The organism is Paracoccus fontiphilus, from assembly GCF_017356265.1.
Taxonomy (GTDB): domain Bacteria; phylum Pseudomonadota; class Alphaproteobacteria; order Rhodobacterales; family Rhodobacteraceae; genus Paracoccus; species Paracoccus fontiphilus.
The window spans coordinates 1-24987 of the sequence record NZ_JAFNAW010000052.1; the positions used below are offsets into that span (position 1 = coordinate 1).

Annotated in this window: 26 protein-coding genes; 13 read left to right on the top strand and 13 right to left on the bottom strand. The window is 66.0% G+C overall.

What is annotated here, in order from left to right; genetic code table 11:
- Positions 1-219: 219 nt before the first annotated feature.
- The 5 genes from J0F76_RS15335 to J0F76_RS15355 form a co-directional block, all read right to left on the bottom strand.
- Positions 220-1341, bottom strand: coding sequence for a TRAP transporter substrate-binding protein (locus J0F76_RS15335; protein ID WP_207470806.1), 1122 nt, complete (start codon positions 1339-1341; stop codon positions 220-222).
- Between the two features lie 192 nt (positions 1342-1533).
- Positions 1534-2808: a phosphopyruvate hydratase gene (eno, locus tag J0F76_RS15340; RefSeq protein ID WP_207470772.1), complete on the bottom strand. Its 1275-nt coding sequence runs from the start codon at positions 2806-2808 to the stop codon at positions 1534-1536.
- Between the two features lie 68 nt (positions 2809-2876).
- Positions 2877-3563, bottom strand: coding sequence for an endonuclease/exonuclease/phosphatase family protein (locus tag J0F76_RS15345; protein WP_207470773.1), 687 nt, complete (start codon positions 3561-3563; stop codon positions 2877-2879).
- 90 nt (positions 3564-3653) lie between these two features.
- Complete coding sequence (locus J0F76_RS15350; protein ID WP_207470774.1) at positions 3654-5054, bottom strand: protein adenylyltransferase SelO; 1401 nt, start codon at positions 5052-5054, stop codon at positions 3654-3656.
- Positions 5055-5114: 60 nt separating this feature from the next.
- A complete protein-coding gene (locus J0F76_RS15355) occupies positions 5115-5816 on the bottom strand; it encodes an aquaporin (protein ID WP_207470775.1) in 702 nt (233 codons plus the stop codon).
- 142 nt (positions 5817-5958) lie between these two features.
- On the opposite strand from J0F76_RS15355, the gene obgE reads away from it, so the two are divergent.
- The 3 genes from obgE to J0F76_RS15370 all read left to right on the top strand — a co-directional run bounded on the left by obgE (position 5959) and on the right by J0F76_RS15370 (position 8455).
- The gene (gene obgE, locus J0F76_RS15360; RefSeq protein WP_207470776.1) at positions 5959-6990 is read left to right on the top strand and encodes a GTPase ObgE; all 1032 of its coding nucleotides are present in this window, start codon (positions 5959-5961) and stop codon (positions 6988-6990) included.
- Positions 6978-8090: a glutamate 5-kinase gene (proB, locus tag J0F76_RS15365; RefSeq protein ID WP_207470777.1), complete on the top strand. Its 1113-nt coding sequence runs from the start codon at positions 6978-6980 to the stop codon at positions 8088-8090. Before obgE ends, proB begins: the two co-directional genes overlap by 13 nt.
- 89 nt (positions 8091-8179) lie before the next feature.
- Positions 8180-8455: a hypothetical protein gene (locus J0F76_RS15370; RefSeq protein ID WP_207470778.1), complete on the top strand. Its 276-nt coding sequence runs from the start codon at positions 8180-8182 to the stop codon at positions 8453-8455.
- Between the two features lie 76 nt (positions 8456-8531).
- Here J0F76_RS15370 and J0F76_RS15375 read toward each other — a convergent pair whose 3' ends face one another.
- From J0F76_RS15375 to J0F76_RS15405, 7 genes are all read right to left on the bottom strand, one after another.
- Entirely contained in the window at positions 8532-10715 is a 2184-nt protein-coding gene (locus J0F76_RS15375; protein ID WP_207470779.1) for a 3-hydroxyacyl-CoA dehydrogenase NAD-binding domain-containing protein, read from the bottom strand.
- The gene (locus tag J0F76_RS15380) at positions 10712-11182 is read right to left on the bottom strand and encodes a cupin domain-containing protein (protein ID WP_207470782.1); all 471 of its coding nucleotides are present in this window, start codon (positions 11180-11182) and stop codon (positions 10712-10714) included. Before J0F76_RS15380 ends, J0F76_RS15375 begins: the two co-directional genes overlap by 4 nt.
- On the bottom strand, positions 11182-12393 hold the full coding sequence (locus J0F76_RS15385) for an acetyl-CoA C-acetyltransferase (RefSeq protein ID WP_207470784.1): 1212 nt from the start codon (positions 12391-12393) through the stop codon (positions 11182-11184). The genes J0F76_RS15380 and J0F76_RS15385 overlap by 1 nt, the downstream gene beginning before the upstream one ends.
- A complete protein-coding gene (locus tag J0F76_RS15390; protein WP_207470786.1) occupies positions 12394-13032 on the bottom strand; it encodes a glutathione S-transferase family protein in 639 nt (212 codons plus the stop codon).
- Between the two features lie 271 nt (positions 13033-13303).
- Positions 13304-15076: an acyl-CoA dehydrogenase C-terminal domain-containing protein gene (locus J0F76_RS15395; RefSeq protein ID WP_207470787.1), complete on the bottom strand. Its 1773-nt coding sequence runs from the start codon at positions 15074-15076 to the stop codon at positions 13304-13306.
- A 4-nt stretch (positions 15077-15080) separates the two neighbouring features.
- Complete coding sequence (locus J0F76_RS15400) at positions 15081-15479, bottom strand: MerR family transcriptional regulator (RefSeq protein ID WP_207470788.1); 399 nt, start codon at positions 15477-15479, stop codon at positions 15081-15083.
- 123 nt (positions 15480-15602) lie between these two features.
- The gene (locus J0F76_RS15405; protein WP_207470789.1) at positions 15603-15983 is read right to left on the bottom strand and encodes a MerR family transcriptional regulator; all 381 of its coding nucleotides are present in this window, start codon (positions 15981-15983) and stop codon (positions 15603-15605) included.
- 138 nt (positions 15984-16121) lie between these two features.
- On the opposite strand from J0F76_RS15405, the gene J0F76_RS15410 reads away from it, so the two are divergent.
- The 3 genes from J0F76_RS15410 to J0F76_RS15420 are packed head-to-tail and all read left to right on the top strand — an operon-like array spanning position 16122 to position 18380.
- On the top strand, positions 16122-16562 hold the full coding sequence (locus J0F76_RS15410; protein ID WP_374301510.1) for a PaaI family thioesterase: 441 nt from the start codon (positions 16122-16124) through the stop codon (positions 16560-16562).
- Positions 16562-17065 carry a PaaI family thioesterase gene (locus J0F76_RS15415; RefSeq protein ID WP_207470790.1) on the top strand — a complete coding sequence of 168 codons (504 nt, stop codon included), beginning with the start codon at positions 16562-16564 and terminating at the stop codon, positions 17063-17065. Before J0F76_RS15410 ends, J0F76_RS15415 begins: the two co-directional genes overlap by 1 nt.
- 7 nt (positions 17066-17072) lie before the next feature.
- Entirely contained in the window at positions 17073-18380 is a 1308-nt protein-coding gene (locus tag J0F76_RS15420; protein WP_207470791.1) for an MATE family efflux transporter, read from the top strand.
- Positions 18381-18423: 43 nt separating this feature from the next.
- Here the strand turns inward: J0F76_RS15420 and J0F76_RS15425 are convergent, their stop codons facing one another.
- Positions 18424-18741, bottom strand: a complete 318-nt coding sequence (locus J0F76_RS15425) for a DUF1476 domain-containing protein (protein ID WP_207470793.1) — start codon at positions 18739-18741, stop codon at positions 18424-18426.
- Between the two features lie 131 nt (positions 18742-18872).
- On the opposite strand from J0F76_RS15425, the gene purC reads away from it, so the two are divergent.
- The 7 genes from purC (at position 18873) to J0F76_RS15460 (ending at position 24597) form a co-directional block, all read left to right on the top strand.
- Positions 18873-19634 carry a phosphoribosylaminoimidazolesuccinocarboxamide synthase gene (gene purC, locus J0F76_RS15430; RefSeq protein WP_207470795.1) on the top strand — a complete coding sequence of 254 codons (762 nt, stop codon included), beginning with the start codon at positions 18873-18875 and terminating at the stop codon, positions 19632-19634.
- Between the two features lie 13 nt (positions 19635-19647).
- Positions 19648-19887, top strand: a complete 240-nt coding sequence (gene purS, locus J0F76_RS15435) for a phosphoribosylformylglycinamidine synthase subunit PurS (protein WP_207470797.1) — start codon at positions 19648-19650, stop codon at positions 19885-19887.
- Positions 19888-19968: 81 nt separating this feature from the next.
- Positions 19969-20763, top strand: a complete 795-nt coding sequence (locus J0F76_RS15440) for an ABC transporter ATP-binding protein (RefSeq protein ID WP_423227376.1) — start codon at positions 19969-19971, stop codon at positions 20761-20763.
- A gap of 28 nt (positions 20764-20791) precedes the next feature.
- Complete coding sequence (locus J0F76_RS15445; RefSeq protein WP_207470799.1) at positions 20792-21514, top strand: transporter substrate-binding domain-containing protein; 723 nt, start codon at positions 20792-20794, stop codon at positions 21512-21514.
- Between the two features lie 45 nt (positions 21515-21559).
- Positions 21560-22441, top strand: a complete 882-nt coding sequence (locus J0F76_RS15450) for an ABC transporter permease (RefSeq protein WP_207470802.1) — start codon at positions 21560-21562, stop codon at positions 22439-22441.
- Complete coding sequence (locus J0F76_RS15455; protein ID WP_207470804.1) at positions 22438-23262, top strand: ABC transporter permease; 825 nt, start codon at positions 22438-22440, stop codon at positions 23260-23262. Before J0F76_RS15450 ends, J0F76_RS15455 begins: the two co-directional genes overlap by 4 nt.
- Before the next feature lie 3 nt (positions 23263-23265).
- Positions 23266-24597: a glutamine synthetase family protein gene (locus J0F76_RS15460; protein ID WP_207470805.1), complete on the top strand. Its 1332-nt coding sequence runs from the start codon at positions 23266-23268 to the stop codon at positions 24595-24597.
- The last annotated feature ends 390 nt before the right edge of the window (positions 24598-24987 follow it).

A 24987-nucleotide genomic window follows, 5' to 3' on the forward strand; every position in this document is an offset into this window, starting at 1 on the left:
GCCTGGGGTCGCCCCCGCCCGGCTTGGGCGCCCCTGCGGCACCCGCGCCCGCAACACCTGCACCGGCAGAAGGCGCCGCGCCTGCGACGCCCCAGCCTGCGCCATCGCAGGGCGGTCTTGGGCTTGGCGGCCCGCCGCCCGGCCTGGGCGGCAACAACTGAAACAGAAAAGGCCGGGCGGAATGCCCGGCCTTTTCCTTTGGCACGAGGGTGGTGCCGATCAGCCTTGCGTCGGCGCCAGCTTGCCGTTGCGCTGCTGGATCATCATGAAGGTGTCGAAGGTGTATTCCGCCGTCTGGTTGTACAGATACCAGTCGTCGCGGAACTGCAACTGCGCCTCGTACTGCCGCTTGAAGTGCTCGTTCTGGCCGGCGATCTCGGTGTAGACCTCGCTTGCGGCGGCGAAGGCGGCAGTCAGGATCTCCTCGCTGTAGGTCCTCAGCTGCGCGCCTGACGCGGCAAGTTCCTTCAGCGCGGTCGGGTTCTTGAAGTCGTACTTGGCCAACATGCTCTGGTCAGTGGCCTGGCAGCAGGTGCGCAGCAACGACTTGTAGCTTTCGGGCAGCTCGTCGAACTTCGCCTTGTTGAAGAAGAAGCTGACCGTGGGACCGCCTTCCCAGAAGCCGGGGTAATAGTAGTAGGGCGCGACCTTCTGGAAGCCCAGCTTGTTGTCGTCATAGGGGCCGACCCATTCGGCGGCGTCGATGGTGCCCTTCTCCAGCGACGGATAGATGTCGCCGCCGGCGATCTGCTGCGGCACCACCCCCAGCTTTTCGACCACGCGCCCGGCCAGGCCCGAGATCCGCATCTTGACGCCCTTCAGGTCGGCAAGCGTGTTCACTTCCTTGCGGAACCAGCCGCCCATCTGCACGCCGGTATTGCCGCCCGGATAGCTGACGAGGTTCACCGTTTCCAGGAACTGGTTATAGTTGTCGATCCCGCCGCCGTAGTAGTTGTAGGCGTTCTTCGCGCGCGCGCTGAAGGTGAAGGGCAGGTCGGCGCCGCAGGCGAAGGCCGGGTCCTTGCCCCAGTTGTAATAGCCCACGGCATGGGCGGATTCGACGGTGCCATCCGCCGAGGCGTTGATGGCGTCCAGACCCGGAACGATTTCGCCCGCGGCAAAGACCTGGATCGTGAACTTGCCGTCGGTCGCCTCGCGCAGGCGCACGGACAGTTCCTCGGCCCCGCCATAGATCGTGTCCAGCGACTTCGGGAAGGCCGAGGCCAGACGCCAGTTGATGGTGGGGGTTTCCTGCGCGATGGCCGGCGCCGCCAGGGTCGCGCTTGCCGCTGCCGCGACGCCGCCGACCGACGCCTTGGTCAGAAACGACCTGCGGTGCAGGCTCTTGGAATCTTTCATGAACTCTCCTCCGATCAGGGCAATCACGATTGCTGCCCAACGGGGCCGTGCCCCGAATGGTCGGAGTTTAGCCGGTGAATGCCGTCTGTCGAGTGGCGAACACGCAAGGCCCGAAAAAATTGAAGCCGCCCCCGCAGTTACGCAGGGGCGGCATTGCCGGCGGCTGGCCCGCGATCAGCGCAGGATGCTGCGCCCTGCGTATTCGGCGGTGGCGCCCAGCATCTCCTCGATGCGGATCAGCTGGTTGTATTTCGCCAGCCGGTCCGAGCGGGCGAGGCTGCCGGTCTTGATCTGGCCGCAATTGGTGGCGACCGCCAGGTCGGCGATGGTGGCGTCCTCGGTCTCGCCCGAGCGGTGGGACATGACGCTGGTATAGCCGTTGCGGTCGGCCAGGCGCACGGCGTCCAGGGTTTCCGACAGCGTGCCGATCTGGTTGACCTTGACCAGCAGGCTGTTGCCGCAGCCCTTGGCGATGCCTTCGGCAAGTCGCGCGGGGTTGGTCACGAACAGGTCGTCGCCGACCAGCTGCACCGATCCGCCAAGCCGGTCGGTCAGCAGTTTCCAACCGTCCCAGTCGTCCTCGGCGCAGCCATCCTCGATCGACAGGATCGGATAGTCTGCGCAAAGGGCTGCCAGGTAGTCCACGTTCTCGGCCGAGGAGAGCGACTTGCCCTCACCGGCGAACTCGTACTTGCCGCCCTTGAAGTACTCGGTCGCCGCGCAGTCCAGCGCCAGCATGATGTCGTCGCCGGGCTTGTAGCCGGCCTTCTCCACCGCGCGCAGGATGAAGTCCAGGGCGTCGCGGGTGGAGGACAGGTTGGGGGCAAAGCCGCCCTCGTCGCCCACGCCGGTCGCAAGCCCTGCAGCCGAGAGTTCCTTCTTCAGTGTGTGGAAGACTTCCGATCCCATGCGCACGGCGTCGCGGATGTTTTCCGCGCTGACCGGCATGATCATGAATTCCTGGATGTCGATGGGGTTGTCGGCATGTTCGCCGCCATTGATGATGTTCATCATCGGCACCGGCAGGATCCGCGCGCTCGTCCCGCCGACATAGCGGTAGAGCGGCTGCTGGCAGGCATCCGCCGCGGCCTTGGCCACGGCCAGCGACACGCCCAGGATGGCATTGGCGCCCAGTCGGCCCTTGTTGGGGGTGCCGTCCAGTTCGATCATCATCATGTCGATGGCGCGCTGCTCGGTCGCGTCCTCGCCGATCAGGTTCTCGGCGATCTCGCCGTTCACGGCGGCCACGGCCTCCAGCACGCCCTTGCCCATGTAGCGCGCCTTGTCGCCGTCGCGCTTCTCGACCGCCTCGTGCGCGCCCGTCGATGCCCCCGAGGGCACCGCTGCCCGGCCCATGGTGCCGTCCTCCAGCGTCACGTCGACCTCGACGGTCGGGTTGCCGCGGCTGTCCAGGATTTCTCGCGCGTAGATGTCGATGATGGCGGTCATGAACGCCCCTCCGTTGCTTGCGTCGCGGCCTTCATAGCTGCCGCAGGGGCAGGCCGGAAGCCGAAACTTCAGGGCTGTTCGATCTCGGCCCAGATGGGCAGGTGGTCGGACGCGTCGCGGGCGCGGGCGCCGGTGAAGACGCCATGCTGCAGCAACTTCAGGTGGTGGGACATGGCGATGCGGTCGAACCGGAACTGCGGCAGCGGCGCCGGATATGAAGGGCCGGGGGCGATGACGCGGAACCCCGCCAGCGATTCCAGGCCCCGGCTGTCGTGCCATTCGTTGAAATCGCCCATCAGGACGATGTTGTCGTCCGCGATCCGCGCGGCCTGCGCCGTGATCCGCGCCAGTTGCGCCCGGCGCGACGAGCGGGCGAGGCCCAGGTGAACCCCGATCACCGTCAGCTTGGGCAGCCGCAGGACCACCGCCCCGCGCGGCTCCAGCCCCGGCAGCGGCAGGCGGCGCAGCACGGCCTGTTCCGCCAGATCCGGCCTCATCAGGATCGTCTGCCCGTGCCACCCCAGAGAGTTTTCCCCGGTGGTCGTCATCTCGGCCGGAACCAGCCCCGTGGCCTCGCGGATCAGGCGGCGGGGCAGGGCCTCGGGACGGGCGCCCAGGCGGAAGTCCACCTCTTGCAGGGCGATGATGTCGGGCCGAAGCGCGGCGATGACCGCAAGATTGCGTTCCGGCGCGTGCGGGCCGGTCAGCCCGCGACATTTGTGCAGATTGTAGCTTGCCAGTCTCAACAAGGACATGCCGCCTTTGGGTGCCGGTCGCAAGATAGCCGCAGGCGGGCCAGCCGCAAGGGGATCACGCGGCAAAGCCCGGTCCTGCCCATGCCTTGATCAGGTGCCGCAGAAGGTCTGCTGGACGATCTGCTCGGACCGGGGGGCGGCGGCCAGATCGTCCCAGTCCGCCCGGCCGTCCCGCGGATGCGTCACCGCGTCGAACAGCCGACGGAAGGGGCCGAGATCGTCGGCCACCGCAGCGGCGATGGCTTCCTCGATCCGGTGGTTCCGCGGGATTCGGACAGGGTTCGCATGGCGCATCAGGTCGGGGTCGGGATCGAGCGCCTGCCAGTCCACCGCCCAGGCATCGAAGGCGTCGCGGTCGGTGAACTCGTCCCGCGCGCTGCCATCCGGCAGGCCCGCGAAGACGCGCGTGAAATCCGCCCGCTGCTGCGCCATCATGGTCAGCAGGCGTTCGGCCAGGGGCTGCACGTCCGCGGCCTCGGTCAGGCCCAGCTTTTCGCCGAAGCGCCGCTTCCATGCTGCCTGATACAGCGGCGCGAAGGTGTGGACGGATTTCGTCGCGGCCTCGATGGCGGCCTCGCGTTCGCCCATCAGGGGGATCAGGCAGGTGGCAAGCTGCGCCAGGTTCCACACCGCGATCTGCGGCTGCTGCGACCAGGCATAGCGGCCACCCCGGTCGATCGACGAAAACACCGTGTCGGGGTGGTAGGCGTCCATGAAGGCGCAGGGGCCATAGTCGATGGTCTCGCCCGAGACGGCCATGTTGTCGGTGTTCATCACCCCGTGGATGAAGCCCAGCGCCATCCACTGCGCGATGGTTTCGGCCTGCCGCGCGATGACGTGATCCAGCAGCGACAAGGGGCCGTTCGCGGTGGGGTAATGACGCGCGATGACGTGGTCGGTCAGCGCGGCCAAGGCATCTTCCTGCCCCCGCACGGCGAAATACTGGAAGGTACCGACCCGGATATGGCTGGAGGCCACGCGGGTCAGCACCGCGCCGGGCAGGCCGGTTTCGCGCCACACGGTTTCGCCGGTCGCCACGGCGGCCAGGGCGCGGGTGGTGGGCACGCCCATGGCGTGCATGAACTCGCTGACGATGTATTCGCGCAGCACCGGCCCGACCCAGGCCCGCCCGTCGCCGCGCCGGGAAAAGGGCGTCGGCCCGCTGCCCTTCAACTGAATGTCGAAGCGCGCGCCATCGGGGGCCACGACCTCGCCCAGCAGGACCGCGCGTCCGTCGCCAAGCTGCGGGACAAAGCCGCCGAACTGGTGGCCGGCATAGGCCTGCGCAATGGGTTCCGCCCCCGGCGGCATGGCGTTGCCCGCCAGCATCGCCAGCCCGTCCGCGCTGGAAAGCCAGCCTGCATCCAGCCCCAGCCGTTTTGCCAGCCCCTCGTTCAGCGCCAGCAGGCGGGGCTCGGCCACGGGGGTCGGCGCGACGCGGGCGAAGAAGCCCTGCGGCAGGCGGGCATAGCTGTTGTCGAAATGGATCATCGTGGCCTCCTGTCCCCTTCATCTAGGGGGCAGGAGCCTGCGGAAAAAGGGGCGAAGCCGTCAGCCGCGCGGCTTGACGTGGGGCGAGCGGGTGATTCCCGCGCCGTGCAGCGCGCCCGCCAGGGCACCCCCCGCCAGCGGCGCCAGGATGAACAGCCACAGTTGCGACAGCGCCTGACCGCCGGCGAAAATCGCTGGCCCGACGGACCGCGCAGGGTTCACCGACACGCCCGTCACGTCGATGCCGACCAGATGGATGCCCGCCAGCGTCAGCCCGATGGCCAGCCCGCCGAACCCTGCAGGGGCGTCGGTCTGCGTGGCCCCCAGGATCACGGTCACGAACAGGAAGGTCGCCACGAATTCGAACACCAGCGCCGCGAACAGCGTGTATTCGCCGTTATAGCCCGCGCCCCAGCCGTTCTGGCCCAGGCCGTTCTGCGCAACGGAATAATCGGCCTTGCCCGTGGCGATGACCAGCACCACCGCTGCCGCCGCGATCGCGCCCAGGATCTGCGCGATGCAGTAGGTGACGAAATCGCCCCCGCCCATCCGGCCCGAGGTCAGGAAACCCAGCGACACCGCCGGGTTCAACTGCGCGCCGGAAATCGCGCCGAGGCCATAGGCGGCGGCGACGATGGACAGGCCAAAGGCCATGGCGATGCCGTGAAAGCCGATCTGCGCGCCCATCAGGACGGCAGAACCGACGCCGAAGAAAACAAGGATGAAGGTGCCGATGAACTCGGCCAGGGCTTTGCTTGACATGCTCACTCTCCACACTGAGGCGGTTCCATCTGAACTCGCAGGTGCAGTTTGTGATGCGGCGAAAGGTCTGGCAAGATTCGTGCGCCTCTTGAACCACGGGGCCAGTGCGCGTATCGCGTCCCATTGAACAGGAGCCCGGCCCATGAAATTCCTCGATCTTGCCAAAGTGTATATCCGCTCGGGCGGCGGCGGTGCCGGCTGCGTGTCCTTCCGGCGCGAGAAGTTCATCGAATACGGCGGCCCCGACGGCGGCGATGGCGGCAATGGCGGCGATGTCTGGGCCGAGGCTGTCGAGGGGCTGAACACCCTGATCGACTTCCGCTATCAGCAGCATTTCTTCGCCAAGTCGGGCCAGCACGGCATGGGCAGCCAGATGACCGGCAAATCGGGCGACGACGTCACCCTGCGCGTCCCCGTTGGCACCGAGATCCTGGAGGAGGACGAGGACACCGTCATCGCGGACCTGACCGAACCCGGCCAGCGGGTGCTGCTGGCGCGCGGCGGCAATGGCGGTTGGGGAAACCTGCATTTCAAGACCTCGACCAACCGGTCCCCCCGCAATGCCAATCCGGGCCAGCCGGGCGTGGAACGTACGATCTGGCTGCGGCTGAAGTTGATCGCGGATGCGGGTCTGGTGGGGTTGCCGAACGCGGGCAAGTCCACCTTCCTGGCGGCGGTGTCGAACGCGCGGCCCAAGATCGCGGATTATCCCTTCACCACGCTGCACCCGAACCTGGGCGTGGTGGGCATCGACGGTTATGAATTCGTCATGGCCGACATTCCCGGCCTGATCGAAGGGGCCAGCGAGGGCAGGGGTCTGGGCGACCAGTTCCTGGGCCATGTCGAGCGCTCGAACGTGCTGCTGCATCTGGTCGATGGCACCTCCGAGGACGTGGCAACCGACGCCCGCACCATCCTGACCGAGCTTGAGGCCTATTCGCCGGTCCTGATGCAGAAGCCGCGCGTCACGGCGCTGAACAAGATCGACGCCCTGGACGACGAGACCATTGCCGAACGCAAGGCCGATCTGGAGGCCGAGATCGGCGGGCCGGTCCTGCTGATGTCCGGGGTGGCCAAGCTGGGCGTGACCGAGGTTCTGCGCGCGCTGTGGACGCAGATCGAACCGACCCGCCGTGCCACGAATGACGAACCCGAGGCGCCATGGCAGCCGTAAGCCCGACCCTGACCGGGGCGCGGCGGCTGGTCGTCAAGGTCGGCTCGGCGCTGCTAGTGGATGAAAACGGCCTGCGCGGCAACTGGCTGCGGGCCTTGTGCGACGACGTGGCCGCTTGGCGCGGCCGCGGCTGCGACGTGGTGCTGGTGTCGTCGGGGTCCATCGCCTTGGGGCGGCGGGTGCTGGGCCTGCCCTTGGGGGCACTGCCCCTGGAACAGGCGCAGGCCGCCGCCGCCGTGGGCCAGATCCGGCTGGCCCGTGCCTATGAGGAGGCGCTGGCCCCCCACGGCGTGACCACCGCGCAGGTGCTGCTGACGCTGGAGGACAGCGCGGACCGCCGCCGCTACCTCAACAGCCGGGCGACCATGCAGACTCTGCTGTCGCTTGGCGTCGTGCCCATCGTCAACGAGAACGACACGGTCGCCACCGACGAGATCCGCTTCGGCGACAATGACCGGCTGGCCGCGCAGATCGCCGTCACCTGCGGCGCGGACCAGTTGCTGCTGCTGTCGGACGTGGACGGGCTTTACACCGCCAATCCCAAGACGGACCCGTCCGCCCGGCACCTGCCCGTGATCGAGGCCCTGACGCCCGAGATCGAGGCGATGGGCGGCGATCCGGTATCCGGCCTGTCCAAGGGCGGCATGAAGACCAAGCTGATGGCGGCGCGCACGGCCATTGCCGGGGGCTGCGCCATGGCGATTGCCGAGGGGTCGGTGATGCGGCCCCTGTCGGCGGTGGCGGATGGCGCGCGATGCAGCTGGTTCCTGCCCGAAAGCGACCCCCAGCTTGCCCGCAAGCGCTGGATCGCGGCGATGAAGCCCAAGGGCGCGCTTGTCGTGGACGAAGGCGCCGCCCTTGCTTTGCGCCAAGGCAAGTCGCTGCTGCCCGCCGGGGTCCGCACCATCATAGGTGACTTCGGGCGCGGCGACCCCGTGGCGATCACCGGCCCCTCGGGCGAGACGCTGGCGACCGGCCTGACCCGCTATACCGCAGATGAGGCGCGGCGCATCGCGGGCCATCGTTCCGACCGGATCGAGGCGATCTTGGGCTATACCGCCCGTGCCGCCCTGGTCCATCGCGACGACATGGCGCTGTAGGTTTTTTCGCAGGCGCGGGAATAATCCCCCGCCCCATCCGTCATCATCCCGCAGGCAGGATGGCCTGCGAGAGATGAAGGACCGCAGCCATGACACGACACTGCCTTCTGCTTGCCCTTGCGGCGGGTGCCAGCCTTGCCATACCGGGCGCCGCCCTGGCCGATGACGATGATGTGGGCCGCATCCTGCGCGGCTTCATCGCCCCGGGATTCCATGTTCCGGGATGGGATCGTGACGACGACAACCGCCGGTGGGGCTACAGCCATCGCATCCGCCATGACGACGACGATCGTTGGGACGACGATGACGACGATGATGACGATGACCGTCGCGGCCGGCGGGGCGACGATGACGATGACGATTGACTAAAAACAACAATAACAATGAAGGGGCAGGATCAGGCACGCCCCGGCTGAAAGGCCGGGGCGCGTTTTCGATCTTTCAGGCAGCCTTCTTGCCGCTGCCGTAGCGGTCGTAGAAGCCCTGCCCGCTGTCGGCCATCTCGCGCAGCAGCCGGGGCGCGGCGAAACGCTCGCCATGCTCGGCCGTCAGACGCTCGCAGATCTCGACGGCGCGGGCGGCGCCCAGCATGTCCAGCCAGGCGAACGGCCCGCCGGTCCAGGGTGCGAAGCCCCAGCCGAGGATCGCGCCGACATCGCCTTCGCGGATGTCCTCCAGCACGCCATCCTCGAAGGCGCGCACGGCTTCCAGCGTCTGCGCGAACATCAGCCGGTGCTGCACGGTGGTCAGGTCCGGCTGGTCATCCGACTGCGGATAGCGGGCGGCAAGCCCGTCCCACAGTCCATGCCGCTTGCCGTCATCGCCATAGGCATAGAAACCGGCGTTCGACTTGCGGCCCAAGCGGCCCTCGTCGGCCATCGCGAACAGCACCTGATCCACCGCACCGTCGGGATAGGCATCGCCCATGGCCGCGCGGGTGGCCTTGGCGATCTTCACGCCCAGGTCGATGGAGGTCTCATCGACCAGTTGCAGCGGCCCCAGCGGCATCCCCATCATCTTGGCGGCGTTCTCGACCAGGATCGGGTTCACCCCCTCGGCCACCATGCGGATGCCTTCGTTGATATAGGGGATGATGCAGCGGTTGGCATAGAAGAAGCGCGCGTCGTTCACCACGATGGGCGTCTTGCGGATCTGGCGCACGAAATCCAGCGCCTTGGCCACGGCGCGCGGGCCGGTCTCGCGTCCCTTGATGATCTCGACCAGCATCATCTTGTCCACGGGGCTGAAGAAGTGGATGCCGATGAACTGGTCCGGCCGGGCGCTGGCCTTTGCCAGATCGCTGATCGGCAGGGTCGAGGTATTGGTCGCAAAGATCGCCTCGGACGGAATGACCGCCTCGGCGCGCTTGGTGACCTCGGCCTTGACCTGCGGGTCTTCGAAGACGGCCTCCACGATCAGGTCGCAGCCCTCCAGCGCGGCATAGTCGGTGGTGGCGGTGATGCGCCCCAGAACCTCGGCCTTCTTCTCCTCGGACGCTTTCTTGCGGCTGATGGCCTTGTCCAGCAAGCCTTCGGAATAGGCCTTGCCCTTGTCGGCGGCCTCCTGCCGGGCGTCGATCAGCACGACATGGATGCCCGCCATGGCGCTGACATGGGCGATGCCCGCGCCCATCATCCCGGCGCCGAGGATGCCGACCTTCCTGACCGACTGGTCCGGCGCTTCGGGCCGGTTGGCGCCCTTTTCCAACGCCTCCTTGTTGATGAACAGGCTGCGGATCATGGCGGTGCTTGACGGGTTCATCAGCACGTTGGTGAACCATCGCGCCTCAACCTTCAGAGCCATGTCGAAGGGCACCTGCGCGCCCTCGTAGACCACCGATAGCAGCGCCTTGGCCGCCGGATAGACGCCCATGGTCTTGCCGTTCACCATGGCCGAGGCGCCCACGAAGGTCATGAAGCCATGCGGATGGTAGGGATCGCCCCCCGGCATCTTGTAGCCCTTGGCGTCCCACGGCTTGATCAGGTCGGCGTCGGTGGCGCCCAGCACCCACTGGCGCGCGGCCGCGAGAGGATCGTCCACCACCTCGTCGATCAGCCCGGCGGCCTTGGCCTTCTTCGGGTCCGACAGCTTGCCTTCCAGCAGGAAGGGCGCGGCGGCCATGATGCCAAGCTTGCGCGACAGCCGGATCGTGCCGCCGCCGCCGGGGAAGATGCCGACCATGATCTCGGGCAGGCCGATCTTGGCCTTGGGATTGTCGGCGGCAAAGATGCGGTGCGTGGCGAGGGGCAATTCCAGGCCGATGCCAAGCGCGGTGCCGGGCAAGGCGGTCGCGATGGGCTTGCCGCCCTTCTGGGTCTTGGGGTCCATGCCCGCGCGCTCGATCTTGCGCAGGACGTGGTGCAGCGACATGATGCCGTCGAAGACCGCCTGCGCGCCGCCCTGCTTCATGCCCGCGATGACGTTCAGGTCCATGCCGGCGGCGAAATCCTTCTTGCCGCTGGTGATGACGATGCCCTTGACGGCCTCGTCCCCCAGGGCGTCGTCGATCAGCGCGTTCAGGTCGGACGCGCCCTCCAGAGACAGCACGTTCATCGACTTGCCGGGCACGTCCCAGGTGATGACGGCGACGCCATCGGCGTTCTTCCGCATGGTGAAATCGGTCATTCGTTCTCTCCCTTCGTCGGGTAGGGGGTGCCGTCCAGATGCGTGTAGCCCGCATCCGTGGCCAGCATGTCGAGCCCCGGATAATGGCAGACGTTCTTGGGGATGCGGCTGCCCGCGATCAGATAGGTGGCGGGCTTGCCCGAGCGGTTCTTCAGCACATGCGCCACGGGAACGCCTGCCTTCCAGCAGCACCAGTCGCCGGGATGGATGACGGTCTCGCTCTCGTCCTCGATCACCGTCAGTTCGCCTTCCAGCATGTAGAGGAACTCGTCCTCGTGCTCCTCCCAGTGTTGCTGGCTGGACTGCTTTCCGGGGTGCAGCGTTTCCAGCGCGATGCCGAACTGCGTCAGCCCGCCTGCCTCGGTCAGGTGGCGATACGACAGGAAGCCGCGCCCCAGGTTCCACGGATCGGGATAACCCGAAACCGCCTCGGCAATCGGCACGCTGTCCTTGCGGAAGATCGCCATCACACCCGCTCGATGATGGTGGCCGCGCCCATGCCGGACGCGATGCACAACGTGGCAAGGCCGATGGTCTTGTCCTGACGCTCAAGCTCGTCCAGCAGGGTGCCGATGATGATCGCGCCGGTCGCGCCCAGCGGATGACCCAGGGCCATGGCGCCGCCGTTGACGTTGACCTTGGCGGGATCGACCTGGAAGGCCTGCATGAAGCGCAGGACCACGGCGGCAAAGGCCTCGTTCACCTCGAACAGGTCGATGTCGGAAATGGACATGCCGCTGTCGGCCAGGATCTTCTCGGTCACGGGGACCGGACCGGTCAGCATGATGGTGGGGTCGGTGCCGATCTTGGCTGTGGCGCGGATGCGGGCGCGGGGGCGCAGGCCGTGGGCCTTGCCGAATTCCTCATTCCCGATCAGCACGGCGGCGGCGCCGTCCACGATGCCGCTGCTGTTGCCCGCATGGTGGATGTGGTCGATCCGGTCCAGATGCGGATATTTCAGCATGGCGACCTTGTCGAAGCCGGGCATCACCTCGCCGATGTCCTTGAAGGCGGGCTTGAGCTTGGCCAGATCCTCCATCGTGGTGCCGGGGCGCATGTATTCGTCGCGGTCGAGGATGGTCAGGCCGTTCTGGTCCCTGACCGGCACGATGGAGCGGGCGAAGCGGCCTTCCTCCCACGCCGTGGCGGCGCGGCGCTGGCTTTCCACGGCCAACTTGTCGGCATCCTCGCGGGAAAAGCCGTATTCGGTCGCGATGATGTCGGCGCTGATGCCCTGCGGGACGAAATAGTGGTTCATTGCAACAGTGGGATCGACGGCAATGGCGGCGCCATCGCTACCCATGTGAACGCGGCTCATCATCTCGATTCCGCCGGCGATGTAGCCGTTGCCCGCACCCGCCTTGACCTGGTTGGCGGCAAGGTTCACGGCCTCCATGCCGCTGGCGCAGAAGCGGTTGATCGATAGACCAGGGATGCGTTCGTCGAGATCCGAGGCCAGCACGGCGGACCGCGCCAGGCAGCCGCCCTGTTCCTTGACCTGCGTGACATTGCCCCAGATCACGTCCTCGACCGCGTGGCCGTCCAGGTTGTTGCGGTCCTTGACGGCGTTGAGCAACCGGGCCGACAGCGCCAGCGCCGTGACTTCGTGCAGGCTGCCATCGAGGCGGCCCCTGCCGCGCGGCGTGCGGGCGGCGTCATAGATAAAGGCGTCGGTCATCTAGTCCTCCTTCGGCGCCCGGTCAGAGGGGTTGCCGGGCATCAAGTCATAGGGGTGTTTCCAGCCGGGCAGGGCGCTGATCGCGTCCAGCCAGCGGTTGATATAGAGCCAGTCCTTGCGGTCGAAGCCGAAGGGCTCGGGGTAGAACAGGTAGCCGCAGCAGGCGAAGTCCGCGATGGTGGGGAGATCGTCGGCGATCCAGTCGCGCGTGGACAGGTGGTCGTCCAGAACCTTGTAGGCGGCTTTCAGGCGGCCTTGCAGGTATTCCGCCGCGCCTGCCGGACGCTTGTCCGATGGCAGGAAGTTCAGCAGGAACCGCGCCGGTCCCGCCTGGCCAGAGAGCTTGTGGTTGTCGAACATCAGCCAGCGAAGCGTTTCGTTCCGGTTGTTGCCCATGAACTTGCCGGTCCGCTCGGCGATGTGCAGTTGGATGACGGCGGATTGCGTCAGCGTCAGGTCGCCTTCGCGAAAGACCGGAACCTCGCCCATGGCATTGATGGCACGAAAGGCAGGGCTGCGCGCCTCTCCACTGAAGAAATCGACATAGACGGGCGTCCAGTCATAGCCGGCAAGTTGCATCGTCAGCGCGGCCTTGTAGGCGTTGCCGGACTCGCCGAAGCACCAGAGTTGCGCGGTCATCCTGTTCCTCCAACCGCCGGGGGCTTCGCGCCCCCGGACCCCCGCGGGGTATTTCTGCAACGAAGAAGGCACGGATTAACCCTTCTTCAACCAGTAGAGCTTTATGCTGGTCACACGGTACAGGCTGGGGAGCCGATGACCGTCAACGGAGAAGTCGTCCCGGTTCTTGGCTGAGACATGCCGGACCGGCCGGGAGGCAGGAGGGGCCGGGACGCATCCGCTTCTTCGTTGTGCAAATACCCATTGCGTCCCCCTCCACCCTTGATCCGGTTCAGAAGGCTTCCGCCTCCAGTTCCATCACGGGTGCCGACCCCGACTGGATGCGCGCAAGATGCGTCCCTGTCATGGGTAGTTGCCGCTTCATGTAATAGCGTCCCGTGGCCAGCTTGGTCTTCAGGAAGGCCGGGTCGCCTTGGCCGGTGTTCAGTGCCTCCTGCGCAGCGACTGCCATCTGCGCCCACATCAGGCCAAGCGCGACATGGCCGAACAGGTGCATGAAGTCGTAGCTGCCCGACAGCGCGTCGTCCGGGTTCTTCATGCCGCGTTCCATGAAGAACATGGCGGCTGTCTGCAGATCCTTGGACGCGGCTTTCAGCGGAGCGACGAAGTCGGCGCCGATCGGCCCCTCGCCGTGCTGCTTGCAGAACGTCTTGACCATGTCGAAGAAGGCCATCACGTGCTTGCCGCCGTCCTGGGCCAGCTTGCGCCCGACCAAGTCCAGCGCCTGCACGCCGTTCGCGCCCTCGTAGATCATGGTGATCCGGGCGTCACGGACGAACTGGCTCATGCCATGTTCCTCGATATAGCCGTGGCCGCCGAAGACCTGCTGGGCCAGAACGGCCGTCTGGAACCCCTTGTCGGTCAGGAAGCCCTTGATGACCGGGGTCAGCAGCGACACCAGCCCCTCGGCATCCGCATCGCCGCCATGTGCCTTGTCGATCATGTGCGCGCCCCACAGGACCAGCATCCGGGCACCTTCCAGAAACGACTTCTGGTCCATGAGGCTGCGGCGGATGTCGGGATGGACGATCAGAGGATCGGCCGCGCCTGCGGCATTTTGGGCACCCGTCACGGCGCGGCCCTGCAGGCGATCCTTGGCATAGGCGACGGCGTTCTGATAGGCGGGCACCGCGCAGGCATAGCCTTGCAGGCCGACGCCAAGGCGGGCCTCGTTCATCATCGTGAACATCGCCCTCATGCCCTTGTGGATGTCGCCCAGCAGCCAGCCCTTGGCGTTGTCATAGTTCATCACGCAGGTGGCGTTGCCGTGGATGCCCATCTTGTGTTCCAGCGCGCCGACCGAGACGCCGTTGCGTTCCCCCAGGCTGCCGTCCGCGTTCACCAGGAACTTCGGCACGATGAACAGGCTGATGCCCCTGGTGCCCTCGCCCCCGCCCGGCGCCTTTGCCAGCACAAGGTGGATGACGTTTTCCGCGAGATCATGGTCCCCGGCCGAGATGAAGATCTTCTGGCCAGTGATCCTGTAGCTGCCGTCGTCCTGCGGCTCGGCCTTGGTGCGCAGGATGCCCAGGTCGGTGCCGCTGTGCGGTTCCGTCAGGTTCATGGTGCCGGTCCAGTCGCAGCTGACCATCTTGGGCAGGTAGGTCCGCTTCTGGTCCTCGGTTCCATGGGCGTGGATCGCGGAATAGGCGCCGTGGGTCAGGCCCTGGTACATGTTGAAGGCCATGTTGGCGCTGACGAACATCTCTCCCGTGGCGACGCCCATGACATAGGGCATCCCCTGGCCGCCATAGGCGGGGTCGCAGTCAAGCGCGGTCCAGCCGCCTTCTTTCATGGCCTCGAAAGCCTTGTCGAAGCCGTCGGGGGTGCGGACAACGCCGTTCTCCAGCCGGCAGCCCTGGCGGTCGCCCACGGCGTTCAACGGCGCAAGCACCTCGGTCGCCAGCTTTCCCGCCGCGTCAAGGATCGCCTCGGTGAAATCCGGGTCCAGATCCTCGTAGCCGGGCAGGCCGGATTGCGACAGCTTCAGGACGTCATGCAGCAGGAACTGCATGTCGCGGACTGGCGGGATGTAGATGGTCATGGCGCTACCCTGTGCTTTTGGCTTTGGACGCGGCGGCAAGCCGGGCTTCTGCATCGGAAAGCTGCGACTTGAGCTCGACGATCGCCTCGCTCAGGTCGGCATACTGACGTTCCATGTCCGCCAGACGCTGCCTGCCGACCGAGATGGTCGCGGCGATCTGGGCGTTGTTCGTGCCGCCGGGCTCGTAAAGCTCCAGCAGCTGGCGAAGTTCCTCGAGGCTGAAGCCGAAGCGCTTGCCGCGCAGGATCAGCGTCAGGCGTGCCCTGTCCCGGCGGTCGTACAGGCGATGCTGCCCGCGACGTTCAGGAAAGATCAGCTCGCGCGCTTCATAGAAACGCAGCGTGCGGGGGGTGACGCCGAACGCATCGCACATCTGGCGAATCGTCATCAGCTCGTCGGACATGGATCGCGGTTCCTCCTCATTCACCGTCTGCCGTCCTTGCCGACAGACATAGCGGCAAGTTGACGCGAACGTAAGCAAGACGCCGCGTCACAGAGGAAAGTCAAGGACATGTCTGACGCAGGGTCAACCCATCTTCCTCAATTCCTGGGCCGCCGTTTCCCGCAGGGCCTGGAGGTCGGCGCGCGCCGCGGTCAGTTCGGCGATCTGGTTGTCCAGCACTGTCAGCTGGCGGTCCGCCAAGTCGAGCCAGACCTGATACTGCTCGCGTGAGCCTTTCTGCTCGTAGATCAGCAGCCACTGCCGGATATCCTCGAGCGAGAAGCCGAAGCGGCGGCCGCGCAGGATCAGCGTCATGCGGGCGATTTCTCGGGGTCCGTAGAAGCGCGCGCGGCCTTCCTTACGGGGGCTCAGCAGTTCGATATATTCATAGTAGCGCAGCGTCCGGGGGGTCACGTCGAAGCGCGTGCACATATCCTTGAAGCTTATGGTCTGCTCGCCGGGCATTCGTCCTCCAATCCCGCGTGTCGCCGAAGGCTAGCTTGTCGGGAAGCACATCTCAACCTAAGCGACAAGGTTTCCACCGGGGGGCTTGAGCGAACAAGCCCCGGGCGGCTAGCGTGAAGCGAAAGAATGGAGAATGCGATGGCCCTGGGCCCCGACATGACCGAAAGCGACCAAAGGCGCATCGCGCAGCAGTTCATCGAGGCGATCCCCCATGCCCGCGCGCTGGCCCTGCGAGTCGATGGCCTAGGCGCGGGGACAGCCACGATCAGCATGCCCTGGGCCGAGCATCTGGTGGGCGATCCGCGCAGCGGGGTCGTGCATGGCGGCGTCGTGTCCGCGCTGATGGACACCTGTTGCGGGGCCGCGGTGATGGCCCATCCCCTGGGGCCGGCATCGACGGCGACTATCGACCTGCGGATAGACTACATGCGCTCGGCCTCCAAGGGGCAGCGGATCACGGCGCGGGCCGAATGCTATCACATGACCCGGACCGTGGCCTTTGTCCGTGCCGTGGCCCTGGACGAGGACGAGCAGAACCCCGTTGCCGCAGCGACCGGCGCCTTCACGGTGGAACGGTGATGGCCATGGATCGTCGCGAACCGCTGGACCAGATCAAGTCGCGCCGCGATTCGGCGCTGTCGGCCCTGGTGTCGGGCGTGCCCTATCTGGCCTGGCTGGGCATCCGCTTCGACCGGCGCGGGGACGAACTGACCGCCATCCTGCCCTATGACGAAAAACTGATCGGCAACCCCCTGCTGCCGGCACTGCATGGCGGCGTGACGGCGGCCTTTCTGGAAACCACCGCGATCATCGAGCTGGCATGGGCCGCGATGTGGGAGGACATGGAATCGGGCCGCTCGGTTCCCGACGCTGCCGTGTCGGCAAGCCCGCCGCGCCTGCCCAAGACCATCGACTTCACCGTGGACTACCTGCGCAGCGGGTTGCCGCGCGATGCCTATGCCCGGGCAAGGGTGGTCAGGTCGGGGCGGCGATATGCAAGTGTCCAGGTCGAGGCCTGGCAGGACAACCGCTCTCGGCTGCTGGCGCAGGCGACGGGACATTTCCTGATGCCGCAGGGCTAGGGCGGCCGTGTCCCGGACCGAGCCACTGACCCACCAGCGGGTGCTGGCGATCGCGCTGCCCATCGTGGCGTCGAATGCCACGGTTCCCCTGCTGGGCCTGGTCGATACCGGCGTCATCGGCCAGCTTGGCCGACCCGAGGCGATCGGCGCCGTCGCCATCGGCGCGGTCGTCCTGACTTCGATCTACTGGATCTTCGGGTTTCTGCGGATGGGAACCTCGGGCCTGGTGGCGCAAAGCCGGGGGGCGGGCGATCCGGCCGAGGGCGGGGCACATCTGCTGCGGGCCCTTGCCATCGCGGGTGTCGCGGGGGCGTGCTTCATCCTGCTCCAGGGTGTGGTCTTCCGGGCAGCCTTCGGCATCGCGCCGACCTCGGCTGTGGTCGAAGGGCTGGCGCGGGACTATCTGGCGATCCGCATCTGGGGGGCGCCGGCCACCATCGCGCTTTATGCCCTGACCGGCTGGCTGATCGCGGTCGAGCGCGCCAAATCGGTCCTGCTGCTGCAACTGGTCCAGAACGGGCTGAACGCGGCTTTGTCGGTCTGGTTCGTCCTGGGCCTTGACCTGGGCGTGCCGGGCGTCGCCGCCGCGACGCTTTTGTCCGAATATTGCGGGCTGCTGCTGGGGCTGTGGATGACCCGGCGTGCCATGGCGCAGGGGCTGACGGCGGCGGGGCTTTTCGCGCGCGCGAAGCTGGGCCGGCTGGCGCGCGTGAACAGCGACATCATGATCCGGTCCGTCCTGCTGCAGGCCAGCTTCACCAGCTTCGTCTTCCTGGGCGCCCGGCATGGCGACGTGACGCTGGCCGCGAACCAGGTGCTGCTGCAGTTCCTGTCGGTCACCGCCTATGCCCTGGACGGCTTCGCCTTCGCCGCCGAAAGCCTGGTGGGGCAGGCGGTCGGCGCGCGCAGGCCCGGCGGCGTCCGCAAGGCCTCGGTCCTCACATCGGTCTGGGGCATCGGCGGGGCTGCGGTGCTTGCCTTGGCTTTCTGGCTGGGAGGCGGGGCGGTCATCGACCTGCTGACGACCTCGCCCGAAGTCCGGGTCGAGGCGCGCCGCTATCTTCCGTGGCTGGGGCTTGCGCCGCTGGTCGGCGTGGCGGCGTGGATGCTGGACGGCATCTTCATCGGGGCGACCCTGACGCGGGACATGCGGCTGGCGATGATCTGGTCGGCGCTGGTCTTCCTTGCCGCCGTCCTGCTGCTGCCGCCGGTCTGGGGCAATCACGGGTTATGGGCGTCGCTGATGGCCCTGAACCTGTCGCGCGGCATCACCATGGCGCTGCGCTATCCCCGCGCCGAGGCGGCGGCTGCCTGAAGGGCGGGGCAGGGCGGCCCCGTCCTGGAACCTCACGCGCCGATCATTCGGTCTCGTCGATGATCTGGCGGCGGGCCTTTTCCATCAGTTCGGCCATCTTCGTGCGGATCTCCGATTCGCCCGCCTTTCCTTCCAGGTCGGCGGCAAGCCTGCGGTAGACGTCGTGATCGCCCGATCCGCCGACGTCGCCGGTCACGACGCTCAGCGCATAGGCGCGGGCCTCGTCGCCGTGCTTGTCCAGCAGGCCCGCGGCCCATTCGCCCAGCATCCGGTTGCGGCGGGCTTCGGCCTTGAAGCGCAGTTCCGCATCATGGGCGAACTTCGCCTCGTAGCCGCGTTCGCGGTCGTCGAAGGTAGTCATCTTGGCCTCCGTGGTTGGCTTGGCAAGGATCTTAGCCCGGCCACGGGCGCTTGCAAGCCTCTCGTATTGCCCCCGGTGCCGCTTGTAAGGTAAGGCCCGTGAGATAAGGGACATGCGAAAGGACGCCCGCCATGGCACCGCGCCGCAAGAAAGTTTACGAAGGCAAGGCGAAGATCCTGTACGAAGGCACCGAGCCCGGCACGCTGGTCCAGTATTTCAAGGACGACGCGACCGCCTTCAACGCGCAGAAGAAGGCCGTGATCGAGGGCAAGGGCGTCCTGAACAACCGCTTGTCCGAATTCTTCATGAACGGGCTGACGAACATCGGCGTCCCCAACCACTTCATCCGCCGCATCAACATGCGCGAGCAGCTGATCCGCCAGGTGGAAATCGTGCCGTTGGAAGTGATCGTGCGCAACTTCGCCGCAGGCTCCCTGTCCAAGCGGCTGGGCATCGAGGAAGGCACCCTGCTGCCGCGTCCCATCGTCGAATACAGCTTCAAGAACGACGAACTGGGCGACCCGATGGTGTCCGAGGAATACATCATTGCTTTCGGCTGGGCGACCCAGCAGGACCTGGACGACATCGTGTCGCTGGCGCTGCGCGTCAACGACTTCCTGTCGGGTGTCTTCTACGGCGTCGGCATCAAGCTGATCGACTTCAAGATCGAGATCGGGCGCGTCTGGGACAACGACTTCATGCGGCTGATCGTCGCGGACGAGATCAGCCCCGACAGCTGCCGCCTTTGGGACATGAAGACCGGCCAGAAGCTGGACAAGGACGTGTTCCGCCGCGACCTGGGCAACCTGACCGACGCCTATACCGAGGTCGCGCGTCGCTTGGGCCTGATGCCCGCCAACACGACCAGCCTGAAACCGACTGCGATCAACTAAAAGGAAAGACGCCATGAAAGCCCGTGTCACGATCATGCTGAAGGATGGCGTCCTTGACCCGCAGGGCGAGGCGATCCGCCATGCGCTTGGCGGCCTGGGCCACAAGGGCGTCGCGGGCGTGCGCCAGGGCAAGCTGATCGAGCTGGATCTGGACGCCTCCGATGCGGCACAGGCCAAGGCCGAGGTCGAGAAGATGTGCGAAGGCCTTCTGGCCAACACCGTGATCGAGAAATACTCGGTCGAGATCGTCTGACGCTGCGGCAACCTGCGTTTATCGGCAGGTTGCCACGCAGACCCCGTTGCAAAAGCGCCGGGATTGTCGCCCAATGCGCCGATGATGAACGACAAAACCGTTTCGACCGATACCGCGCCCGTGATCCGGATCCAGGGGCTTCACAAGGCCTATGGTTCGGTCGAGGTGCTGAAGGGCGTCTCGATGACCGCGCCGCGCGGTCATGTGGTCAGCCTGATCGGATCGTCGGGATCGGGCAAGTCCACGCTGCTGCGCTGCTGCAACCTTCTGGAAAACAGCCAGGCCGGCGAGATCAGCTTCGAAGGCGAGGCCGTGCGCTGGAAGGGGCAGGGCGCCACGCGCGTGCCCGCCGACCGGGCGCAAGTGATGCGGTTCCGCACCAACCTGTCGATGGTCTTCCAGCAGTTCAACCTGTGGTCCCACATGACGATCCTCCAGAACGTCATGGAGGCGCCGGTGACGGTCCTGGGCGAGGATCGCGCGGCTGTCGAGGCCCGCGCCCGGATGCTGCTGGACAAGGTCGGCATCGGCGCCAAGGCCGATGCCTGGCCCGCCCAGCTTTCCGGCGGCCAGCAGCAGCGCGCCGCCATCGCCCGCGCCCTGTGCATGAACCCCAAGGCGCTGCTGTTCGACGAACCGACAAGCGCGCTGGACCCTGAACTGCAGCAGGAAGTGGTGCGCGTCATCAAGGATCTGGCTGCCGAACACCGCACCATGATCATCGTGACCCATGACATGCGTCTGGCCGCCGATGTCAGCGACCACGTGGTCTTCCTGCACCAGGGGCTGATCGCCGAGGAAGGCCCGCCAGACCAGCTTTTCGGCGCGCCCCGCACGGATCGGCTGCGCCAGTTCCTTAGTGCCTCGGCGCACTGACAAGACGACCAACAGGAGAAGACAGAGAATGAAGACACTGCTGATCGCCGCGACGGCCCTTGCGATGACTGCCGGCATGGGACAGGCCCAGACCGTCCGCATGGGGACCGAGGGCGCCTATCCTCCGTACAACTTCATCGACGAGAGGGGCGAGGTCGCGGGCTTCGAGCGGGAACTGGGCGACGAGCTTTGCAAGCGCGCGGAACTGGAATGCACCTGGGTCAAGAACGACTGGGATTCGATCATCCCGAACCTGGTGTCGTCGAACTATGACACGATCATGGCCGCGATGAGCATCAACGAGGAACGCAAGGCGGTGATCGCCTTCACGCAGGATTACCTGCCGCCCGCGCCGTCGTCCTATGCCGCGCTTGAAGACGGGGTCGACCTGGAAGGCGGCGTGATCGCGGTTCAGACGGGCACCGTTCAGGCGTCCTATATCGCCGAAACCGGCGCCACGCTGCTGGAATTCCCGAACATCGACCAGGTCCTTGCCGCCGTCCGCAACGGAGAGGCCGACGCGGGCTTCGGCGACCACGAGGTCATGCGTCCCTTTGTCGAGGACAGCAATGACCTGGTCTTCGTGGGCGAGCAGGTGAAGCTGGACGAGGGCATCGGCGTCGGCCTGCGCCAGTCCGACACCGAGCTGCTGGGGAAATTCGATGCCGCCATTGCCTCGATGAAAGAGGACGGCAGCCTCAACGAGATGATCAAGAAGCATTTTGGCGACGACGCGCAGACCTACGAATGATCTGACCGCCGCGGGCGATCCGCGGCGGCCTTCAGGGCGAAGTGAATGTTTTCATATTGCAGCGACCCATCGGTGCTGGAGGGGCTTGCCTGGTTGTCATGCTATCTGACGACCGGCACGCACCTGCTGTTCTACGCCAGCTTCGGGACGGTCCTGCTGCTGCTGGCGATCACGGCCCCCATCGCGCTGCTGTTCGGCTATGGCGGCGCGATGGCGTCCCGCTCGCGGGTCGCGCCGCTGCGGTGGTTCGGCACGATCTACACCTCGATGGTGCGCGGCGTGCCCGACATCATCTTCTTCCTGTTCGTGCCCATCGCGCTGGATCAAGGCCTGGAATGGCTGCGCCACAAGGCGCTGTGCGACAGCGACGCGCCGGTGCGGCAGGGCAACGACTTCGTGGTCTGCGCAGCGGCCAAGCTGCCGCTTTCCACCAGCCCCGAATGGGTCCATGACATCTATGCCATGACGCTGGCGGTGATCGCCTTCTCGGTCGTCTTCGGCGCCTTTGCGGCCAACGTGCTTCACGGCGCCATGCAGGCCGTGCCCCGCGCGCAGCTGGAAACGGCGGAAGCTTACGGCATGACGCCCCCCCAGGTCACGCGGCGCATCCTGGTCCCGCAGATGTGGACCTATGCGCTGCCGGGCCTGTCGAACCTGTGGATGATCCTCATCAAGGCGACGCCTCTGCTGTTCCTGCTGGGGATCGAGGATATCGTCTATTGGGCGCGCGAGTTGGGCGGGGCCAAGACGCGGTCCTTCGCCTATCCGCATCCCGACTGGCGGCTTTACTATTTCCTTGTCGTGCTGGTCTTCTATCTGCTGATGACCTGGATCTCGGAACGGGTGCTGGGCCGGGTGACCGCGCGCCTGACCCGGGGTCAGGCCACCATGGCGGGCGAAGCGCAGCGCAAGGCGGGTGCACTATGACCTGCGCGCAGACGATCCTGGACTATGGCCTGCGGTCGCTGGGCATCGGCGAACGGCTGTTGCCCCGTTCCGATTTCACGCTGTGCCAGCAAGTCACGCTGATCGGGTCAGGGCTGATCTGGAACCTCTATTTCGCGTTCTTCGCGCTGCTGTTCGGCTTCTTCCTGGCGACCGGGCTGGCGCTGGCCAAGACCAGCGCGAACTCCTGGTTGCGCAAGCCCGCCAACGCCTTCATCTTTCTGTTTCGCGGCAGCCCATTGTTCATCCAGTTTTTCCTGGCCTACGAGGCGCTTGTCCTGCTGCCCCGCGCGGGCGTGGAAATCCTTGGCCTGACCGTCGCCACAAGCTGGCTGGCCAAGGCCTGGGCCGGGGCGCTGATCGTGCTGACGCTGAACACCGCCGCCTATTCCGCGCAGATCTTCCACGGCGCGCTGATGGCGGTCCCCAAGGGCGATATCGAGGCCGCCGAAGCCTATGGTATGACCGGCTGGACCAAGTTCCGCCGCATTCTCTGGCCCACGATGCTGCGCCTTGCCTGGCCGTCCTACACGAACGAGGCGATCTTCCTGTTCCACGCCACGACGCTGGTGTTCTTTTCCGGCTTCCCGGCCTTCCAGCAGAGGGGCGACAGCCTGTATTACGCCAGCTATTTCGCGGGCCAGACCTTCAACCCCTTCGTGGCCTATCCAATCGTGGCGGGTTATTTCATCCTGTGCACCCTTGCGCTGATCGCGCTGTTCGGCATCGTCAACCGGCGCCTGAACCGGCATCTGCCCGGCACCGTCAAGCGGGTTCGATACCGCCCGCAAATCTTCCGGTGATCCATGGACTGGCTGAAAGAACATCCCGAGGTCAAGACCATCCGCGTCGCCGCGGCCGACCTGAACGGGGTCGCGCGGGGCAAGCGAATCCCGGCCCGCTATGCCGGGAAGCTCCTGGAGGAGGGGACCAAGTTTCCCTTCTCGGTCCTCAACCTGGACATCTGGGGCGAGGATGTCGAGGACAGCCCCCTGGTCTTCCAGATCGGCGACCCGGACGGGCTGCTGCTGCCCACGGAACGCGGCTTCCTGCCAATGCCCTGGCTGGACGCCCCCACGGCGCTGCTGCCCTTGTGGATGTTCCACCTGGACGGCCGCCCCTACGAGGGCGATCCCCGGCAGGCGTTGGCCCGCGTGGTCGAGCGCTATAAGGAGGCCGGGTTGACCCCGGTGGTGGCGACCGAGCTGGAGTTCTTCCTGATCGACGACTCTGGCCGCCAGTTGCGCGTGCCCCCAAGCCCCCGTTCCGGCAAGCGCCGCACGGGGGGCGAGGTTCTTTCCCTGCGGGCGCTGGATGCCTTCGACCAGTTCTTCACCACGCTCTACGACGCCTGCGAGGCGATGGACATTCCCGCCGACACCGCGATCTCGGAAGCGGGGCCGGGCCAGTTCGAGATCAACCTGATGCACCAGGCCGATCCCCTGAAGGCAGCGGACGACAGCTGGCTGTTCAAGATGCTGGTCAAGGGGATCGCGCGGCAATACGGCTTTGCGGGCAGCTTCATGGCCAAGCCCTACGAGGCCTTCTCGGGGAACGGGATGCATATGCATTTCTCGATCCTTGACCAGTCGGGTCGCAACATCTTCGACAACGGCGGCGAGGAAGGGACGGCGGCCCTGCGCCATGCCGTTGCCGGATGCCTGCGCGCCATGCCCGGATCAACGCTGCTGTTCGCGCCGCACGAAAACAGCTACGACCGGCTTGTTCCCAATGCCCATGCGCCGACCGGCATCGGCTGGGCTTACGAAAATCGCACGGCCGCAATCCGCATTCCCTCATCGGGTCCAAAGGCCCGGCGGATCGAGCATCGCGTGGCGGGCGGCGACGTGAACCCCTATCTCACGGTGGCGGCGATCCTTGGGGCAGCGCTGAACGGCATCCTAGATCGTCTCGAAGCGCCGGAGCCTTTCAAGGGCAATGCCTATGACCAGCGGCTGGACCAACTCCCCGCGACATGGGGCGAGGCGATTGATGCCTTCCATGACTGCCCCGAGATCCGGCGCATCTTCCCCAGCCACCTCATCGAAAATTTCGTGATGACCAAGCGGCAGGAACTGCACTACATGGCTGAACTGTCGGACGAGGAAACGGTCGAGCTGTATCTCGACACCGTGTGAGTTGTTCCGGCCGGCATAAAACTTCCTTTCGGCCGGATCCGCTTCCTTTCTGACAACCATTAAACTGCCATCGTTGCGACGTGAACTTTGATTCTATAACGGACTCAGAGTGTTGCTTTTTTCTTCTGTGAGCTAAGCTTTAGCTTTCACTGATCATGCTCATTCTCCGGTTTGGCTTGACGGCCGTTATGAGCACCTGCATGTCTTACTGACTGACCTGGGTCCTTCCTGAACTTCAGCATCCCTAACGATCCAGCCGGCCGGGCTCTTGTCCGTAATCCGGCGGACTGATCAGCCGAGGAACCGTAACCACCCGATTTCGCCCGCCTGCCTGAGCGTGGGGTGATCGGCTAAGGCACGTGTATAGCGACGTCGTTAACGACGTGTCTT

Bases quoted from the DNA above. Each gene is read 5' to 3' on its own strand.
- J0F76_RS15445 (WP_207470799.1), top strand. From the start codon at position 20,792: ATGAAGACACTGCTGATCGCCGCGACGGCCCTTGCGATGACTGCCGGC.
- obgE (WP_207470776.1), top strand. From the start codon at position 5,959: ATGAAATTCCTCGATCTTGCCAAAGTGTATATCCGCTCGGGCGGCGGC.
- J0F76_RS15415 (WP_207470790.1), top strand. From the start codon at position 16,562: ATGGCCATGGATCGTCGCGAACCGCTGGACCAGATCAAGTCGCGCCGC.
- J0F76_RS15390 (WP_207470786.1), bottom strand. From the start codon at position 13,032: ATGACCGCGCAACTCTGGTGCTTCGGCGAGTCCGGCAACGCCTACAAG.
- J0F76_RS15460 (WP_207470805.1), top strand. From the start codon at position 23,266: ATGGACTGGCTGAAAGAACATCCCGAGGTCAAGACCATCCGCGTCGCC.
- J0F76_RS15425 (WP_207470793.1), bottom strand. From the start codon at position 18,741: ATGACTACCTTCGACGACCGCGAACGCGGCTACGAGGCGAAGTTCGCC.
- eno (WP_207470772.1), bottom strand. From the start codon at position 2,808: ATGACCGCCATCATCGACATCTACGCGCGAGAAATCCTGGACAGCCGC.
- J0F76_RS15355 (WP_207470775.1), bottom strand. From the start codon at position 5,816: ATGTCAAGCAAAGCCCTGGCCGAGTTCATCGGCACCTTCATCCTTGTT.
- J0F76_RS15450 (WP_207470802.1), top strand. From the start codon at position 21,560: ATGTTTTCATATTGCAGCGACCCATCGGTGCTGGAGGGGCTTGCCTGG.
- J0F76_RS15370 (WP_207470778.1), top strand. From the start codon at position 8,180: ATGACACGACACTGCCTTCTGCTTGCCCTTGCGGCGGGTGCCAGCCTT.
- J0F76_RS15440 (WP_423227376.1), top strand. From the start codon at position 19,969: ATGATGAACGACAAAACCGTTTCGACCGATACCGCGCCCGTGATCCGG.
- purS (WP_207470797.1), top strand. From the start codon at position 19,648: ATGAAAGCCCGTGTCACGATCATGCTGAAGGATGGCGTCCTTGACCCG.
- J0F76_RS15405 (WP_207470789.1), bottom strand. From the start codon at position 15,983: ATGCCCGGCGAGCAGACCATAAGCTTCAAGGATATGTGCACGCGCTTC.
- J0F76_RS15395 (WP_207470787.1), bottom strand. From the start codon at position 15,076: ATGACCATCTACATCCCGCCAGTCCGCGACATGCAGTTCCTGCTGCAT.
- J0F76_RS15345 (WP_207470773.1), bottom strand. From the start codon at position 3,563: ATGTCCTTGTTGAGACTGGCAAGCTACAATCTGCACAAATGTCGCGGG.
- purC (WP_207470795.1), top strand. From the start codon at position 18,873: ATGGCACCGCGCCGCAAGAAAGTTTACGAAGGCAAGGCGAAGATCCTG.
- J0F76_RS15385 (WP_207470784.1), bottom strand. From the start codon at position 12,393: ATGACCGACGCCTTTATCTATGACGCCGCCCGCACGCCGCGCGGCAGG.
- J0F76_RS15375 (WP_207470779.1), bottom strand. From the start codon at position 10,715: ATGACCGATTTCACCATGCGGAAGAACGCCGATGGCGTCGCCGTCATC.
- J0F76_RS15400 (WP_207470788.1), bottom strand. From the start codon at position 15,479: ATGTCCGACGAGCTGATGACGATTCGCCAGATGTGCGATGCGTTCGGC.
- proB (WP_207470777.1), top strand. From the start codon at position 6,978: ATGGCAGCCGTAAGCCCGACCCTGACCGGGGCGCGGCGGCTGGTCGTC.
- J0F76_RS15350 (WP_207470774.1), bottom strand. From the start codon at position 5,054: ATGATCCATTTCGACAACAGCTATGCCCGCCTGCCGCAGGGCTTCTTC.
- J0F76_RS15410 (WP_374301510.1), top strand. From the start codon at position 16,122: ATGGCCCTGGGCCCCGACATGACCGAAAGCGACCAAAGGCGCATCGCG.
- J0F76_RS15380 (WP_207470782.1), bottom strand. From the start codon at position 11,182: ATGGCGATCTTCCGCAAGGACAGCGTGCCGATTGCCGAGGCGGTTTCG.
- J0F76_RS15455 (WP_207470804.1), top strand. From the start codon at position 22,438: ATGACCTGCGCGCAGACGATCCTGGACTATGGCCTGCGGTCGCTGGGC.